General features: G+C 60.4%; 14 protein-coding genes. 7 read left to right on the top strand and 7 right to left on the bottom strand.

The genetic code is table 11. From position 1 onward, the window contains the following. The first annotated feature begins 87 nt into the window (after positions 1-87). Positions 88-1,155 carry an AraC family transcriptional regulator gene (locus EYC79_RS10495; protein ID WP_245495264.1) on the top strand — a complete coding sequence of 356 codons (1,068 nt, stop codon included), beginning with the start codon at positions 88-90 and terminating at the stop codon, positions 1,153-1,155. An 11-nt stretch (positions 1,156-1,166) separates the two neighbouring features. Here EYC79_RS10495 and EYC79_RS10490 read toward each other — a convergent pair whose 3' ends face one another. Next, on the bottom strand, positions 1,167-1,628 hold the full coding sequence (locus EYC79_RS10490) for an Lrp/AsnC family transcriptional regulator (protein ID WP_130977932.1): 462 nt from the start codon (positions 1,626-1,628) through the stop codon (positions 1,167-1,169). A gap of 128 nt (positions 1,629-1,756) precedes the next feature. Here EYC79_RS10490 and EYC79_RS10485 point away from each other — a divergent pair, with 128 nt between their 5' ends. Genes EYC79_RS10485 through lpdA form a run of 4 tightly spaced genes read left to right on the top strand, consistent with a single transcriptional unit; the run spans position 1,757 to position 6,733 of the window. Next, positions 1,757-3,049, top strand: coding sequence for a thiamine pyrophosphate-dependent dehydrogenase E1 component subunit alpha (locus tag EYC79_RS10485; protein WP_130977931.1), 1,293 nt, complete (start codon positions 1,757-1,759; stop codon positions 3,047-3,049). A 1-nt stretch (position 3,050) separates the two neighbouring features. Beyond that, positions 3,051-4,064, top strand: coding sequence for an alpha-ketoacid dehydrogenase subunit beta (locus tag EYC79_RS10480; protein WP_130977930.1), 1,014 nt, complete (start codon positions 3,051-3,053; stop codon positions 4,062-4,064). After that, positions 4,065-5,360 (top strand): dihydrolipoamide acetyltransferase family protein, encoded by a 1,296-nt coding sequence (locus tag EYC79_RS10475; RefSeq protein ID WP_130977929.1) that lies wholly within the window; start codon positions 4,065-4,067, stop codon positions 5,358-5,360. Next, on the top strand, positions 5,357-6,733 hold the full coding sequence (gene lpdA, locus EYC79_RS10470; protein ID WP_130977928.1) for a dihydrolipoyl dehydrogenase: 1,377 nt from the start codon (positions 5,357-5,359) through the stop codon (positions 6,731-6,733). The genes EYC79_RS10475 and lpdA overlap by 4 nt, the downstream gene beginning before the upstream one ends. A gap of 104 nt (positions 6,734-6,837) precedes the next feature. Here the strand turns inward: lpdA and EYC79_RS10465 are convergent, their stop codons facing one another. Further along, positions 6,838-7,674 carry an alpha/beta fold hydrolase gene (locus EYC79_RS10465; RefSeq protein ID WP_165457010.1) on the bottom strand — a complete coding sequence of 279 codons (837 nt, stop codon included), beginning with the start codon at positions 7,672-7,674 and terminating at the stop codon, positions 6,838-6,840. Between the two features lie 67 nt (positions 7,675-7,741). Then, positions 7,742-8,497 carry an SDR family NAD(P)-dependent oxidoreductase gene (locus EYC79_RS10460; protein ID WP_165457009.1) on the bottom strand — a complete coding sequence of 252 codons (756 nt, stop codon included), beginning with the start codon at positions 8,495-8,497 and terminating at the stop codon, positions 7,742-7,744. 117 nt (positions 8,498-8,614) lie between these two features. Here EYC79_RS10460 and EYC79_RS10455 point away from each other — a divergent pair, with 117 nt between their 5' ends. Together EYC79_RS10455 and EYC79_RS10450 are read left to right on the top strand one after the other, a co-directional pair. After that, positions 8,615-9,523 carry a LysR family transcriptional regulator gene (locus EYC79_RS10455; RefSeq protein WP_130977925.1) on the top strand — a complete coding sequence of 303 codons (909 nt, stop codon included), beginning with the start codon at positions 8,615-8,617 and terminating at the stop codon, positions 9,521-9,523. A 569-nt stretch (positions 9,524-10,092) separates the two neighbouring features. Further along, a complete protein-coding gene (locus EYC79_RS10450) occupies positions 10,093-11,883 on the top strand; it encodes an ABC transporter ATP-binding protein (protein WP_130977924.1) in 1,791 nt (596 codons plus the stop codon). Between the two features lie 135 nt (positions 11,884-12,018). Here the strand turns inward: EYC79_RS10450 and EYC79_RS10445 are convergent, their stop codons facing one another. From EYC79_RS10445 to EYC79_RS10430, 4 genes are read right to left on the bottom strand one after another with little or no spacing between them, the layout of a single operon-like run. After that, positions 12,019-12,942, bottom strand: coding sequence for an ABC transporter substrate-binding protein (locus EYC79_RS10445; RefSeq protein WP_130977923.1), 924 nt, complete (start codon positions 12,940-12,942; stop codon positions 12,019-12,021). Further along, positions 12,939-13,787, bottom strand: coding sequence for an ABC transporter ATP-binding protein (locus EYC79_RS10440; RefSeq protein WP_130977922.1), 849 nt, complete (start codon positions 13,785-13,787; stop codon positions 12,939-12,941). Before EYC79_RS10440 ends, EYC79_RS10445 begins: the two co-directional genes overlap by 4 nt. Further along, positions 13,784-14,830 carry a FecCD family ABC transporter permease gene (locus EYC79_RS10435; protein ID WP_205654363.1) on the bottom strand — a complete coding sequence of 349 codons (1,047 nt, stop codon included), beginning with the start codon at positions 14,828-14,830 and terminating at the stop codon, positions 13,784-13,786. The genes EYC79_RS10440 and EYC79_RS10435 overlap by 4 nt, the downstream gene beginning before the upstream one ends. Then, positions 14,827-15,861 (bottom strand): FecCD family ABC transporter permease, encoded by a 1,035-nt coding sequence (locus EYC79_RS10430; RefSeq protein WP_165457008.1) that lies wholly within the window; start codon positions 15,859-15,861, stop codon positions 14,827-14,829. Before EYC79_RS10430 ends, EYC79_RS10435 begins: the two co-directional genes overlap by 4 nt. Positions 15,862-16,047 lie beyond the last annotated feature (186 nt).

The raw sequence follows: 16,047 nt of genomic DNA, 5'->3' as shown, positions 1-16,047 counted from the left end.
CTCCTCCTTTATCAACCCGCCGCATGAAGCGTCTCCTCCGGGTAAAGGAAAAATCTAGCAAATCGAGACTTGCAAACAATGGCAGTCATGAACATCATGAATGATCGAAAATACAATGGTGGCATGTCAATGCTTGAGCGCCGCATGATCTCGTCAGGCTTCGTCGAAGATGCCCTCGACTGCTTGCGGCAGCGAAACATCGACCCATCCCCCGCCCTGGCACTGGCGAATGTTTCACTCGACCACGCCGCCGATGTGTCGAATGAGCAATATGGCACGCTGTGGCTGGAGGTCGCGGCTCTGTGTCAGGACGAGTTTTTTGGTCTGGGCGCTCGGCCCATGCGGCCTGGCAGCTTCAAGCTCCTATGTCATGCTGTTTTGCATGCGGGGACGCTGGAGCATGCTCTCAAGCGCGCGCTGATGTTTCTCAACATCGTGCTTGATCACCCGACCGGTGAACTTCGCAATCAGGACGGGCAAGCGGAAATCATTGTCGTGAGCGATGATGCACCACGTCCTGCATTCGCCTATCGAACCTACTGGCTTATCCTGCTCGGCGTTCTTTGCTGGCTGATCGGGCGACGGATCCCGCTACGGCGTGTGGATTTCGCCTGCGCTGCCCCTGTAAACCGTCGTGACTATCTCCAGTTCTTCGGCGCGCCGGTGCATTTTGACACGTCGGTGACACGGCTCGTCTTCAATGCAAGCTACCTTGCGCTGCCGACGATCCGGGATGAAAAGTCACTGAGGAGCTTCTTGCGCGGGGCGCCTGCCAATATCCTGCTGCGATATCGTCACGACCAAGGCCTCGCCACACGATTGCGGACGCGCTTTGAAATGTCGAGTACCGAGGACTGGCCCGACTTCGATACCTTCGCCCGTGAGATGAAGCTGTCACCCGTAACTATGCGACGAAGGCTGAAAAGCGAGGGGCAAGGCTTCCTCGCCATTCGTGACGATATTCGTTACAAGCGTGCGCGCGATCTGATGGGTCTTCAGACCTTGAGTGTGGCTGAGACTGCAGCTCGGCTGGGCTATGCGGAACCGAGCGCCTTCCACCGCGCCTTTATAAAGTGGTCCGGGATGACGCCCGCTGCTTTTCGGAAGTCTGCATTGGGAGGGCCCAACGACGAGATCGACCGCGATGGGCGCTGAAAAGCCGACGATTAGATGGGAAGAACGTCTTCGTTCTTCACCACCTCGATGATCACAGAGCTCTGCATCTCCCTGACACCGGGCAGACTGACGAGCTTGCTCTGCATCAGATGCTGATAGTGCTCGATGTCACGCACAACCACCCGCAGCAGAAAGTCGAAGTCTCCCAAGACAAGGAGCGCGATCTGAATCTCCGGGATGGCGCGCACCGCCCGCTTGAATGCCTCCAGCGCTTGCGGTTCATGCGCCTGTAGTTTGATCCTTACGATCACGAGCGTATCGAAGCCGAGGCTTTTGGGATCGAGGATCGTCCTCTTGCCCTTGATCACACCGGCCTCTTCCAGCGCCGCTATCCGCCTTGAGCAAGGCGACTGGGAAAGGCCCGCGCGTTCGGCGACTTCCGTGACCGTGAGATTGCCGTCCGTTTGGATCGCCCGCAGGATTCTAAAATCAGTTTCATCGATTTTCGGCATGAAAAGCCCTCAAAACCCAAGACAATTAGCTAGTTCAGCCAATATTGAAGCCGAAGTGAGGTCAGAAAGCAAACGCCATCTCCTGAATCCCGGTTAGGCTGGAACAATGGCTTAGGGAGGAAACGGCCATGCCTGACATCTCGACGACAACCGACGGTGAACATCCCGTTGTGCCTGCTCAGGACGCAGCCAGGCGCAGCCGGCTTCAGTTCCCGCATCCACCTGCACGGCCAGACCAGCCTGCGGATTTTTCGGCGATCGTCGTTCCGCGGGCGGGCATCTTGCCGGTGCCGCCTCTGGATATCAGCGCCAGTGGCTGTCGCGATCTCGCTCTCGGAATGGTCCGTATCCTTGACGAGAACAATAGGCCTGTCGGCCCATGGGCCGACTATCTTGGCGAGGTTTCTGCCGACAGGCTGCGGCAGGGTTTGCGCGACATGCTCAAGATGCGCGCGATCGACAAGCGGATGCTCAACGCGCAGCGACAGGGTAAGACGTCCTTCTATGTGCAATGCACTGGCGAGGAAGCTATCGGATGCTGCTTCCAGCGGGCACTTTCCCAAGGCGACATGAATTTTCCGACCTACCGCCTGCAGACGCTTCTTGTCGCAGCGGAGTACCCGCTGGAGCAACTTATGGGCCAGCTTTATTCCAATCCCCTGGATCCGCTGAAAGGTCGGCAATTGCCGGTCATGCACTCTGCCAGGGATTATGGCTTCTTCTCGATCTCAGGCAATCTTGGCACGCAATATGTTCAAGCCGTCGGCTGGGCGATGGCCGCGGCGCTGACCGGAACGGGCAAGATCGCCGCGGCGTGGATTGGCGATGGCGCTACCGCCTCCAACGACTTTCACAGCGCGCTGCTCACGGCCTCTGTCTATCTGCCGCCCATCGTCCTCAACGTCGTCAATAACCAATGGGCAATCTCCACCTTCACCGGCGTGGCTGCCGGCAAAAGCGAGACATATGCCGCCCGCGCACTAGGTTACGGCATTCCAGCACTTCGCGTCGATGGCAACGATTACCTGGCGGTGATGGCGGTCTCGCGTTGGGCAATCGAACGAGCGCGCCAGGGACATGGACCGGTCCTCGTTGAGTGGTTCACATACCGCGTGGGGGCCCATTCGACGTCCGATGATCCGAGCGCCTACCGCCCGCGCGACGAGGCGCGCGCCTGGCCGCTCGGAGACCCTATCGACCGTCTGAAGACGTATCTGATATCGCGCGGCGACTGGTCGGAGGAGCGTCATGTGCAGGCAGAAGCCGAAATCCTGGATGAGGTGATTGCCGTTCAAAAGGCGGTCGAAGCGCACGGCACATTCGTCGATCCGCAGCCGATTTCCCCGTCCGAGATTTTCCTGAACGTCTACGCGGACATGCCGGAGCACCTGCGACGACAGCGCAAAGAGATGGGGTACTGACATGGCCCGCATGACGATGATCGAGGCGCTCAGGAGCGCCATGGATGTGAAACTGGCCGGCGATCCCTCCGTCATCCTGTTCGGCGAGGATGTCGGCTATTTCGGCGGCGTGTTTCGCTGCACCTCCGGGCTTCAGGCTCGTTACGGCGAAGAGCGCGTGTTCGATACGCCGATCAACGAAAGTGCCATTGTCGGTCTTGCGGTGGGGATGGCGGCACAAGGAATGCGCCCCTGCGTCGAAATCCAGTTCGCCGACTATATGTATCCCGCCTACGACCAGATTACCCAGGAGGCCGCACGCCTGAGACACCGCTCCAACGGGCAATTCACCTGTCCACTCGTGGTGCGGATGCCGACAGGCGGCGGTATTTTCGGTGGCCAGACTCATAGCCAAAGTCCGGAAGCCCTTTTCACCCATGTGGCAGGGCTAAAAGTCGTCATCCCCTCAAATCCCTACGACGCCAAGGGCCTTTTGATCGCAGCCATCGAAGACCCGGATCCGGTAATCTTCCTGGAACCGAAGCGCATCTATAATGGTCCCTTTTCCGGTAATCCGCATGCCAAGTCGATGTCTTGGGCGGCGCATCCGGCGGGCGAAGTGCCGGAAGATCATTACAGCGTTCCCCTCGGCAAGGCCGCCATCTGCCGGCACGGTTCGGATGTCACCGTGCTGGCCTATGGAACCATGGTCCATGTGGCGCAAGCCACCGTCGATCAGACTGGCATCGACGCGGAAATCATCGACCTGCGCACGCTTCTGCCACTCGATCTCGCCACCGTGCGTGCATCCGTCGAAAAGACCGGCCGCTGCGTCGTCATCCACGAAGCGACCCGGACCAGCGGCTTTGGTGCAGAACTGATCGCCGAAGTTCAGGAGGCCTGCTTCTGGCACCTGCGCGCGCCTGTGCTGCGCGTCGCCGGTTGGGATGCACCTTACCCGCATGCGCTGGAATGGGATTATTTTCCCGGTCCTGAGCGGATCGCGCGCGCGTTGAAACAGGTCATGGAGGCATAGATGACGATCAGCAGCATCAAGGTGCCGGATGTTGGCGAGGGCGTCGCGGAAGTCGAAATCGTCGTTTGGCACGTCAAGCCAGGCGACCTCGTCCGTGAGGACGATCTTCTCGCTGATGTGATGACGGACAAGGCAACCGTGGAAATCCCCAGCCTCTTTGCCGGAACTGTGGTCGATCTCGGCGGAGCGGTGGGCGAAACTCTGGCTGTGGGCGGCGTTCTTTGCCGGATAGAACACGCGGGCACGGGTGTTGAGCCCGAAGTCAGAAACGCCGCACCTGCTGGAGAGAGCGCCGAAGCCGCCTCGGAGCCAAGCCTCGTAAAGCCCAAGCAGGAACCCACGCCGGACATCGCGTCAGCCGAACCACCCACCGTCCAAAAAACTGCAGCCGGAATACCGAGCGCCCCACGCCCGGAAGGCCAAGCACCCCTCGCCTCGCCCGCGGTGCGCGATCGAGCCCGCCGCGCCGGCATCGATCTGCGGACGGTGCCGGGCAGCGGCCCAGCAGGCCGGATCACGGATGCCGATCTCGACGCCGTCTTTGCCGCGCGCTCAACGCCGCCATCCTCTGCTTCCCCGCGGCAGCGGAAGGAGGGCACGGAGCGCATTCACGTGATCGGTCTTCGGCGCAAGATCGCCGACCGCATGGCTTTGGCCAATGCCCGCATTCCCCATATTACCGTGATCGAAGAGGTTGACGTCAGTGCGCTGGAGGATCTGCGCGCAACGATGAACGATGAGCGGGGCGAGCGACCAAAGCTGACCCTGCTTCCCTTCCTGGCCGCGGCGTTGAAGCGCGCCTTCATCGATCACCCGGAGATGAACGCGCATTTTCTCGATGATGAAGGCATCATCGAACGACACAACGCCATTCATCTCGGCATTGCGACGATGACGCCGAACGGGCTCGTCGTGCCGGTGCTGCGCAACGCAGAAACATATGGCCTTTTCGGCGCAGCAGGTGAAATCGCCCGACTGGCAGACGCTGCGCGCCAGGGCAAGGCGACGCGCGAGGAACTGTCCGGCTCCACCTTCACGATCACCTCTCTGGGGCCGCTTGGCGCCCTCGCCACGACGCCGATCATCAACCATCCGGAAGTCGCGATCCTCGGGGTCAACCGGATGGCGGTCCGGCCGATGTGGGACGGCACGCAATTCGTGCCTCGGCGGATGATGAACATTTCGGCAAGCTTCGATCATCGGGTCATCGATGGCTGGAATGCCGCAACTTTCATCCAGCGGCTTCGTGCCTTGCTGCAGACGCCGGCGCTGATCTTCATGGAGGATGAGGCATGACAGCGAGAGCCTGCAAGGTGCTCATCATTGGCGGCGGGCCTGGCGGCTATGTTGCAGCCATCCGCGCCGGTCAACTGGGTTTCGATACGGTTCTCGTCGAGGAAGGTGCCGTTGGCGGTACATGCCTGAATGTAGGGTGCATTCCCTCCAAGGCACTCATCCACACCGCTGAGGTGTTTTCCGATGCAAGCGCGCTGGCATTCGACAACCCGTTCGGTATTACCTCCGCCGCGCCTCAAATAGATCTCGCCCGGGCAGTCGCCTGGAAGGACGGGATCGTTTCGCGCCTTACGGGCGGCGTTGCGACACTCCTTCGCAAGGCGAGGGTCAATGTCTTGCAGGGCCGCGCCCAGATCATGGACGGCAAGACCGTCGAGGTGATGGCAACGGACGGCACCGTCGAAACGCTCCGCTGCGAAAACCTCGTGATCGCCACAGGCGCGCGCGCCCAGACCATACCCACTCTGCCCTTCGGCGGCGACATCCTGTCCTCGACCGAGGTGCTGGCGCTCGAAACGGTTCCGAAGCGCCTTTGCGTGGTGGGTGGCGGCTATATCGGGTTGGAAATCGGTACAGCCATGGCCAAGCTTGGCGCGCAGGTGACGATTGTCGAGGCGGCCCCGCAACTTCTGCCGCTTTATGACGGCGATCTCATCAAGCCTGTCGCCAGGCGGCTGGCTGCGCTCAATGTCCAAGTTCTCACCGCGGCACGCGCACAAAACTACGCCGACGGGCAGCTTGAAGTGATGGTGGGAGAGACGCGCGAGCTCATTGCTGCAGACAAGGTTCTCGTCACGGTCGGCCGCGGACCGAACATCGATGGCTTCGGGCTGGAAACGCTGGGGCTCGACCGCAACGGACGATATCTCGCTGTCGACGGACACTGCCGCACCTCGATGCGCGGCGTTTATGCGGTTGGCGATGTCACTGGCGAACCGATGCTCGCACATCGGGCGATGGCGCAGGGGGATCTTGTGGCGCGCGTCATTGCAGGAGAACCGGTCGTCTGGGACAAGCGTGCCATGCCGGCTGTTTGCTTTACCGATCCGGAGATCGTCGTCGTCGGTCAGTTGCCCACGCAGGCAGGCAATGCAGATGTTGCAGTCTTTCCCTTCGCGGGCAATGGCCGCGCAATGACGCGGGACCGGGATGATGGCTTCCTCCGCATCGTTTTCACCCGGGAAAGCGGACTGGTTCTGGGGATCCACGCAGTTGGGGCTGGCGTCTCGGAAATGGCCGGACAGTTTGCGTTGGCGCTCGAAATGGGCGCGACACTCACCGATATTGCCGCGACCATCCAGGCCCATCCCACCCAGTCGGAGGCGGTACAGGAGGCGGCGCTCAAGGGGTTGGGCATGGCGCTGCACATCTGAGAACGCAGTGGCTAGAGCATTATTGGTGCGAGATGGATTCCTATCCCGCACCTGATGTCGGCGAAGCTGAGAGGCTGCTCTCGATCGTCCAACAGGCGATGCGCCTATTGCTCCGCAAGAAAGCCGGCAAGAACCTCGTTGAACCGCACCGGTGCCTCGATGAAGGAAAAATGGGCTCCCCCGTCCGCTTCTTCGAAGATCACAAGTTGAGACCCTTTGATCTGCGCGTGAATCCATTCCTGTGAGCGGGGATTGACGTGGCTGACGCGCCCGCCAATCACCAGCGTGGGCCGGTCGATGCGCGTGAAGATGTCGCTCCAGTCGATCGAACAATGGTCGACGAAGAGATCTGCGATGTGAACGGCGTTGACGCGAAGGTTCTCCTGCAGCAGCCAGGCTTTCAGATCCTCCGGGATGCCCTTGGTGATCATGCCGTCCAGGAAGGCGCCGCGCGCCGCGGCACCTTCAGCACCCTTGATCTGCTCTGCAATGGCGATCATCGTGGCTGCGTCGAACAGGGCGCCGGCATTCAGGATATCCTCATCGCTCATGCCGGCCTGCCGCATAACGGTTGCTGGCTCGTCAACGAGGATCAGCTTGTTGATGAAGGACGTACCAAAGATATCTATCATCGCCCAGAGGACGGAGGCACCCATCGACCAGCCAAGCATCGTGGCGGTTTCGATCTTCTCGTGCTTCATCAGTTCCATGATATCCGCTGCGAAGCGGAAGATGCGAAAGCCGCGTGCGGCATCCGGCGACCTCCCATGGCCACGAAAATCCACCGCGACCACGCGGTGCGTTGCCGAGAAGTGTTCGACCTGGTGCCGAAACATGGCGGCCGATTGCGACCAGCCCGGCAGCATGACAAGCGCTGGCCCTTGACCCACATCCGTGTAGGCCAGGACGGCGCCGTCGCTGGTTGTGAAATTCTTCTGCATGTCTGCTCCTCCCCCTGTTGTTTTTCGTGGCCGGCCTCCCTGACCCGCCTGTTGTTGATCCACTTTTTCAATAGCGCATGAAGCCGCCATCCACATTCAATGTGACGCCGGTAATGAAACTCGCCTCATCCGAGGCCAAGAAGCCAACCGCTCCCGCAATGTCGTGTGGCTCGCCAGGTCTTCCGACGGGTATCGTCGAGATGATCTGCTCTCTCTGCGCATCGGTCAGCGTTGAGGTTAGCGCAGTATCGGTGAGACCGGGACAGATGGTGTTGCAGGTCACGCCGGAGCGGCCGGCCTCTCGCGCAATCCCCTTGCTGAAGGCGATGACACCTCCCTTTGCCGCGGCATAGCAGCTATTGCCGAACATGCCGCCGCCCTGTTGGCCAGCGATGGAGGCAATGTTAATGATGCGGCCCCAACCGGATGCGGTCATGTCCGGTAAAAAAGCCTTCGTCAGCAAAAAGACCGCCGTGAGATCGATGGTCACGAGCCGCTGGAATTCCTCAAGCTCTACGGTCTCGACCGGACCCGTAGACACGACACCGGCATTGTTCACCAGAATGTCGATGCGTGAATGCTCACGCCTCACATCCTCGGCCAAGCGTAGGACATCGCTTGGCTGGCCGAGATCGACCGCAGCGAAGCTCGCCGAACCGCCCGTTCCGCCAATCCGTGCGACGCCATGCTCCCCGGCAACGAGGTCGATGTCCGAAATGATGACATGGGCACCCTGCCCCGCAAGCCTCTCAGCAATGGCAAAGCCTATGCCCCGTGCAGCACCGGTTATCAGTGCCACGCGCCCATTCAGTTCTCGTTGCATGCTCCCTCCGGCAGCGATACCATCGCCAAGCCCAGTCTCCTCGAGACAATGATTAGGATTGAGACGAACGGCGGGCAAACGACTTCTGGTTTCTCGGCCGTTAAGCGGAGCTTCACAATGACACGTCTCAGCGTTCCCTTGAGCGCCCTCGAAATTTTCGCTGAGGCGGGCCAGACATGCTCGTTCCGAATTGCCGCTGAACATCTGGCCCTGTCGACGAGCGCGGTCAGCCAGGCGGTTCGAAAACTTGAAGAGCGCCTGGCTTGTCCACTGTTTCGGCGCGTCGGAAACGGGCTGCAACTGACTGTGGAAGGCGAAAACCTGCTGAAGCATGTGGTGAAGGGTTTCGATGAAATGCGTCTTGGACTGCAGTCACTCACCGACGCGCGGGATATGCCCATTTCGATCTCCAGCCCGCCGGGACTGGCAAGCCAACTTCTCCCCGTCGTCGTACAATCGCTTCTGGCCGAGAAAATCCGCGACATCAGGATCGTGGCGGACGAGGCGCCGGACTTCAAACGTTACCGGGATTTCGACGTTGCCATCCTCTATGGGGAGCCAGCATCTAAAATCCACGATCTGGAGTCATTAGGGCCGGATGTCTTCACCCCTGTTTGCGCTCCAAGCCTCAAGGCGCGCCTGCAAAGCGCCAGCGATCTGGCCGATTGCGCATTGATCGTCAACGAGACAAACGCTGTCACATGGAACGACTGGCTTGAACTCAATGGCATCGCGGCGGCCAAGGTGAACTGGCTGAGATTCAATCGCGCCTCTCAGATCATACCGGCGGCCCTCTCCGGCTTCGGCATCGCACTGGAGTCGCTCCGCGTCCTCGCGCCGCAGTTGGAAACCGGTGAACTCGTCCGCTGCGATCTGCCCGGCACAAGGGCCATCGCGCGCGACCTGACATTCCTGCATGTCACCAAGCGGCAGGATCGGGTCGATCGGGTCCAGAAGGTGGCGGACCTTATCCGAGCCGAATGCATGACGAACAATGATGGCTCGCGACGTGCCTTCTCGGGGTAATCTGCGGAGCCTCGAAAGACAATGCGATCCGATCATGGGAGTGGGTTGACCACTCGCAAGCGTCGCAAAGCTCGTGATGTGTGGCAAATCCCAACACCGTCTTCATTACTAAACGTTACCTCAGCATGACCGGCAAAACGTCTAGACAGACGGGTGTTGAGGTCCGTCATGCTGGTTGCGGTTGTCGCACGAGGCGGTCGAGGCGCACCATAGTCATCGACTAAGTCTGCTGTTTGCAGCTACGGATTGTGTCCTTAGAGCATCATCATCCACAAACTGTCGCGGAGGCGGTTGGCAGCGGAAGATTTCTCCGCTACAAAATCGGCACCGCTGCAGATCGAAAAAGGGAGGCGTTGCATGACATATACATCCATCGAAACCTTCCCGTGCGGAATGATCCGACGTTAGGTCATTTCAATTCGCGGCCCGCTTAAGGGTACGCGGCAGGCGGCTTCAACAAGCCCTTTACAAAGCCACCGATCTGCCGGGACTAGTTCGTGTCCTGTTCCGGCTTCATCTTTCAACTGTCTTTTATGGAGCCGGCTTCATCTGATGGCCGGACTGTTTCAATGGCTCGCAAGAAGCTCGACTTCCGCGCCGATGCTTATCGCAACGTGCTCGGCTTTGTATTTCGTCAATGGACGCACCGTCCTGCCCTGGTCGGTGGCATCATTGTGCTGGTTGTTGCCAGCACACTGGCAGAGGTTCTCGTTCCGGTCTTCTCCGGCCGGATCGTCGATGCCATCGCCGGTGGCAATGCAGCCGATGGTGCTCTTCGCGCCTTCGTCGTCGTCACGGCTCTCGGTCTCACCAGCGTCGTGCTGCGCTGGTTCATCTACAATGGCATCATCCGGCTGACGCTGCGTATCATGATTGATGTGGCCAATAGCGGTTTTCACAAGGTGCAGCGCTTTTCCACCGACTGGCATGCCAATAGCTTCGCCGGCTCGACGGTGCGCAAGATCACGCGTGGCATGTGGGCGCTCGATTCTCTGAACGATGTGCTGCTCATCGCACTGCTGCCATCGATCGTCATGCTTATTGGCGCCAGCATCGTGCTTGGCAGCTACTGGCCCGTCATGGGGCTGATCGTGGCCGCGGGCTCGCTGATCTATATCGGCGTCACAGTCGTGCTTTCGATGGGCTACGTGTCGCCTGCCGCCAAGCTCGCCAATGCCTGGGATACCAAGCTCGGTGGGGCACTTGCCGATGCCATCAGTTGCAACTCCGTGGTCAAAGCCTTCGGTGCGGAAGATCGCGAAGAAACGCGGCTGAGCCATGTTCTGGCCAAATGGGACAGTCGCACCCGGCGCACATGGCGCCGAGGCACCGTAAACGGCACCATTCAGGGCTTTATGATGGTTTCGATGCAGGCGGGCATCCTCGGCACCGGCCTCATCATGTGGCAGCGCGGACTGGCGTCCGCGGGCGACATCACCTTCGTGCTGGCGATGTTCTTCGTATTACAGGGATACCTGCGTTCGGTTGGACAGGACATCCGCAACCTGCAGCGTGCGGTCAACGATATGGAAGAACTGGTCTTGCTCGACAAGACACCGCTTGGCATCGAGGACAGGCCGGGCGCAAAGCCGATCGCGATCGGCAATGGCGAGATTATCTTCGACCGCGTTACCTTCCAATATGGCGCCCACCCCACCCCGCTCTACGACACGTTTTCCGTCGCAATCAAGCCCGGCGAACGGGTTGGCCTGGTCGGTCATTCCGGCTCAGGCAAGACGACCTTCGTCAAGCTCATCCAGCGGCTTTACGACGTCAATTCCGGTGCCATTCGGATCGACGGGCAGAATATCGCAGAGGTGACGCAGGCGAGCCTGCGCGGCCAGATCGCCATTGTCCAGCAGGAGCCGATCCTCTTCCACCGGACGCTGGCCGAAAACATCGCCTATGGCAGACCGAACGCATCGCGACGCGAGATCGTCAACGCGGCAAAACAGGCAAGCGCGCATGATTTCATCATGAGCCTGCCCAAGGGCTACGAGACGATGGTGGGAGAGCGCGGTGTCAAGCTGTCAGGTGGGGAACGTCAGCGGGTCGCCATTGCTCGCGCCTTCCTGGCGGATGCACCCGTGCTGATCCTGGATGAGGCAACCTCGAGCCTCGACAGCGAGAGCGAAATGCAGATCCAGCAGGCGATGGAGCGCCTGATGGAGGGCCGCACAACGCTTGTCATCGCCCACCGCCTGTCCACGGTCCGCGCCCTCGACCGCCTTCTGGTGTTCGACAAGGGCAAGATCGTCGAGGAAGGTGATCACACGTCGCTCGTCCGCCTGAAGAACGGCATCTACCGCCGCCTCTTCGAGCGGCAGGCGCTGGAACTCACCAAGGGACTGGCGATATAATCGAGGTGCGTGGTCATTTCTTAAAAGCGTGCTCGGTCTGGGCTCGTTTCACAGGCCACTGCTTTTCTAGATTGCGAAAGAAAGAACCCGGAGCCGCCTCCGCCAAAGCGGCTCCGGTATTTTGTCGCGCAAGACTTAGCTTTTCTTGTAATGCGCCTCGATAAGGTCGAGAAGCTCCAGCGCCGTGAGAACATTGCCGAACAGATATTCCGATGTGGAGAGCGTAAGGCGATTGCCGGACAATGCCTTATAGGCCGGCAGTTCGGACACTTTTTCGACCATACCCCCTGCTCCCTTCGCACCCGGATCTTCAAGAACGAGGATCAGGTCGGCGTCAAGAACGTCAATCGATTCCAGATTGAGGCGCACGAAAGGTACGTCTCCCGTTTTCTGCTGCTTTTCGGGGGCGTGAAAACCGAGCGACTTGAGAACATCCCAGATGAAGGATTTGTCCTGCAACATGTAGCGAACATGGTCCGGGCGGATGCGCGGAACGGATGCTGTGCCGGCGCGCTCACCAATCACGGCGCGGACCTCTTTCACCCGTGTCTCGTAACGCGCCAGCAACTCCTCCGCTTGCGCAGAACGGCTGGTGGCGGCACCGATATCACGTAGCGTCTGTTTCCAGACGAGCTGTTCGCGGTTGATCAGCACCGTCGGGGCGATCGCGGAGAAGCGCTCATACATGCCCTTCTGGTCCGGCACGTCGTCGTTCGACATCAAGATGAGATCAGGCTCCATCGCCAGAATGTCTTCGAAGCTCGGATTGCGCTGTTCACCGATATATTTCATGTCTGGAGAGATCCGCTCCGCAACCACGGATGAATACTCCCCGGTTCCGCTTGGGCGGGAAGCGCCGATCGGCTTGAGGCCCAAGGCGACCGTCGGCTGCAGAATGAAATCGCCGTCGCTCACGACGATCCGCTTCGGATCGACCGGCACCTCGACCGTCCCGATCAGATCCTTGATCGGCCGGGTCTCCTGCGCAATAGCCTGCTGGCCAATCGCGCTCAGCGTAGCCGCCAGCCCCAATGCTATGATGGCAATCCGTTTTTTCATGCTTTCTCTCCGTTTTTGGGAAGTGTGTCCCGCAAGCCGCCCCGCGGCACGACCATCGGCGTGCGCGAAACCGGGTCGGATGCGATGATGGCGTGTAGGCTGAAGACATCGGCCACCAGTTCCTCTGTCATGATGGCGCCAGGTTCTCCCTCGGCCACGATCCGGCCGTCGCGCATGGCAATCATATGGGTGGCAAAGCGGCATGCCTGGTTGAGATCGTGCAGAACGGCGACGATCGTGCGTCCACTCTCGCGGTTCAGGTTTTCGAGCAGCGTCATCAGTTCGATCTGGTGGGCAATGTCGAGAAAACTTGTCGGCTCATCGAGGAAAATGATCGGCGTTTCCTGCGCTAGCACCATCGCGATCCAGGCGCGCTGTCGTTGCCCTCCGGACAACTCGTTGACGTTGCGGGTCGCAATCTCGCGCATGCCGGTCAGGTCCAGGGCGCGGGCGACAGCCTCTTCATCGGCACGCGACCATTGCCTCAGTGCGTTCTGATAGGGGAACCGCCCACAGGCCACGAGTTCGGAAACCGTGATCCCGTCCGGCGCTGTGGCGGTCTGAGGCATGAGGCCCACGATACGGGCGAATTCTTTCGGACGCATCTCCGATATTGACGCTCCATCCAGCTTCACCTCACCGGCCTTTGGTGTCAGCAGGCGCGCCAGCGTCATCAGCAGCGTGGACTTGCCGCAACCATTGGCGCCGACGATAGCCGTGAAAGACGCATCGGGAATAGTGACGCTGAGGTTGTGAAGAATGCCGGTCGTGCCGCGGCTGACGTGAATGGCATCAGCCTTGATTCTAGCCTCGGCAAGATGATGATTACACGTATGGATGTTCATCGACGTGCCTCCTTCAAAAGAAGCCAGAGGAAATAGCCGCCGCCTAGCGACAGGGTTGCCAGGCCCACCGGGATCTGTTCGGGCGCAATAATCCTCTGGGCGAGAAAATCGGCAGAGATCAGCAAAAATGCTCCCGTTGCGGCAGAGGCGCTGAGCGTCGTTCCGGCTGAGCGCGTCATCGCCCGGGCAATCTGCGGAGCCGCCAGCGCGATGAACGGGATTGGCCCGGCGATCGAAACACTCACTGCCGTCACCAGAATAGCGACGATTGCCAGGGCAAGGCGAAGAAGCTCTACGCGGATACCCAAAGACTGCGCCCGCTCGTCTCCCATCTCCGTAATACGCATGCGCCGAGACAGGATGAAGGCGACGATCATCAACGGCGCGGCTGCAAAAGTAGCCGCGATCGCCTGCTCAGCCGTCACCCTCGCGAGCGACCCCATGGCCCATGCCCCGGCTGCCACCGCCTGACCAAGCGGGAGCCTCAGCAACATCCACTGATTCAGCGCCGTCAGCATCGCCCCAAGCGCAATCCCGATAACGATCAGTTGGAAGCCGGAAACGCCACGCCGCCATGCCAGCACGTAGACGGCAGCACCCGCCAGGAGCCCTCCAGCGACGGATGACAGTGCAAGGCCGATCCAGCCCGCCATACCGCAGGAAATGGCAATCAGCGCACCGGTGAATGCGCCGGCATCGAAGCCGACGATGTCGGGACTGCCGAGCGGATTGCGGCTGATAGACTGGAACACCGCGCCGCCAAGGCCCAGTAGGGCGCCGATCACCAGTGCCGCCGCCGCCCGCGGCAGGCGCCACTCCAGGATCACCAGCCGCGCCCGCGTTGGGCCGCCGCCGGTCAGAACATCCAGCACCTGAAGCGGTGAAAAGGCCATGCGCCCGGTGGAAAGCGTTAGCAGTGCGACGACGCAGCACAATCCAAGCAGGATGAGCGTGACCGCGAGTATTTTTCGGTCCAGCACCATCGAGACAGCATCGTTCTGGCTGCGCCAGGTGGATTTGCGCGCGGGAAAAAACTCGGTCACAGGGCTGCCACTTTCCTGCTACGAACGATCCAGATGAGGACGGGTGCGCCGATTGCGGCTGCGACGATTCCGACATCGATATCTGCCGGGCGCGTGGCCACTCTGCCCACCACGTCTGCAAGAAGCAGGATCGTGGGGGCGATGAACAGCGTCAGCAGGAAGATGTGGCGCTGGTTAACCCCACAAAACGCCCGCGCCAACTGAGGCGCCATCAGGCCGAGAAAGCCGACAGGACCGATCATCGCGGTGGCCGATCCGGTCAGCAGCATGACGGCGGCGATCGTCACGACACGAACCTGAAGAATGGATGTGCCAAGAGACTGCGCCGTTTCGTCGCCAAGTCCGATAATGTTCAACGTCGGCGCGACGGCCATCGCCATCGCGACACCCAGGAGAATGAAGGGTAGAGCCACCAAAATCTTCTCGTAGCCGATCAGGGCAAGCGTGCCGACATCCCAGCTCACCATCCGATCGAAGAGCTCCGGGTCCGTCAGCACATAAGCGGCGGTAAGGCCGCGAAGGATCGACCCGATGGCGACACCCGCAAGAACAAGGCGCAGCGGCGTCGCCCCGATCCGCCCTGTGGACGCGACGCTGTAGACAGCAAGGGTCGCAAGCCCGGCGCCCGCAAAGGCGAACCAGACGAGCACGAAGTGCGACGTGACATGCAGCAGGCCTACACCGACGACCATCGCAAGTGCAGCACCGGCGTTAATGCCTAGAACTCCGGGATCGGCCAAGGGATTGCGCGTCAAGGCCTGCATCATCGCCCCGGCCAGTCCCAAGGCTATGCCTGCCAACAGGCCCGCAACCGTGCGCGGAAGACGTAACGTCGTGATCGTCGAATGCGCAGCACTCCCATCATTGCTGAAAAGTGCGGTCAAAACGTCGCCGAGCCAGATTGTCTGCGCCCCAACGGCGAGGCTGAGAAGAACGACGAACAGCAGCGCGAGCGCGGCAATGGTCAGCAAACGACCCGAAAGTCGGCTGAAGGCCGCTCCTTCGCCGGTAGCACTGCATACAGGTGTCAAACTCAGTTCTCCGTTTGGACGACAGGCGTCCGGCCGCTCAAACGACCGTCCGGTGCTCGTGTTTGCTATGATGATGGCTGTACCCGGCGCGGGCAAAGAAATCGGCTGAAAGACCAAGCGCTTAATTTTGTTCGGGATTTTCCGAGGTAGGGCGTCGCGACTGTTTACATATCTATACAGTTTCAG

It is taken from the genome of Agrobacterium cavarae (genome assembly GCF_004310285.1).
In the GTDB taxonomy this organism is placed as follows: domain Bacteria; phylum Pseudomonadota; class Alphaproteobacteria; order Rhizobiales; family Rhizobiaceae; genus Agrobacterium; species Agrobacterium cavarae.
The sequence above is the reverse complement of the archived record's forward strand: the minus strand, read 5'-3'. Positions and strand labels throughout refer to the sequence as shown.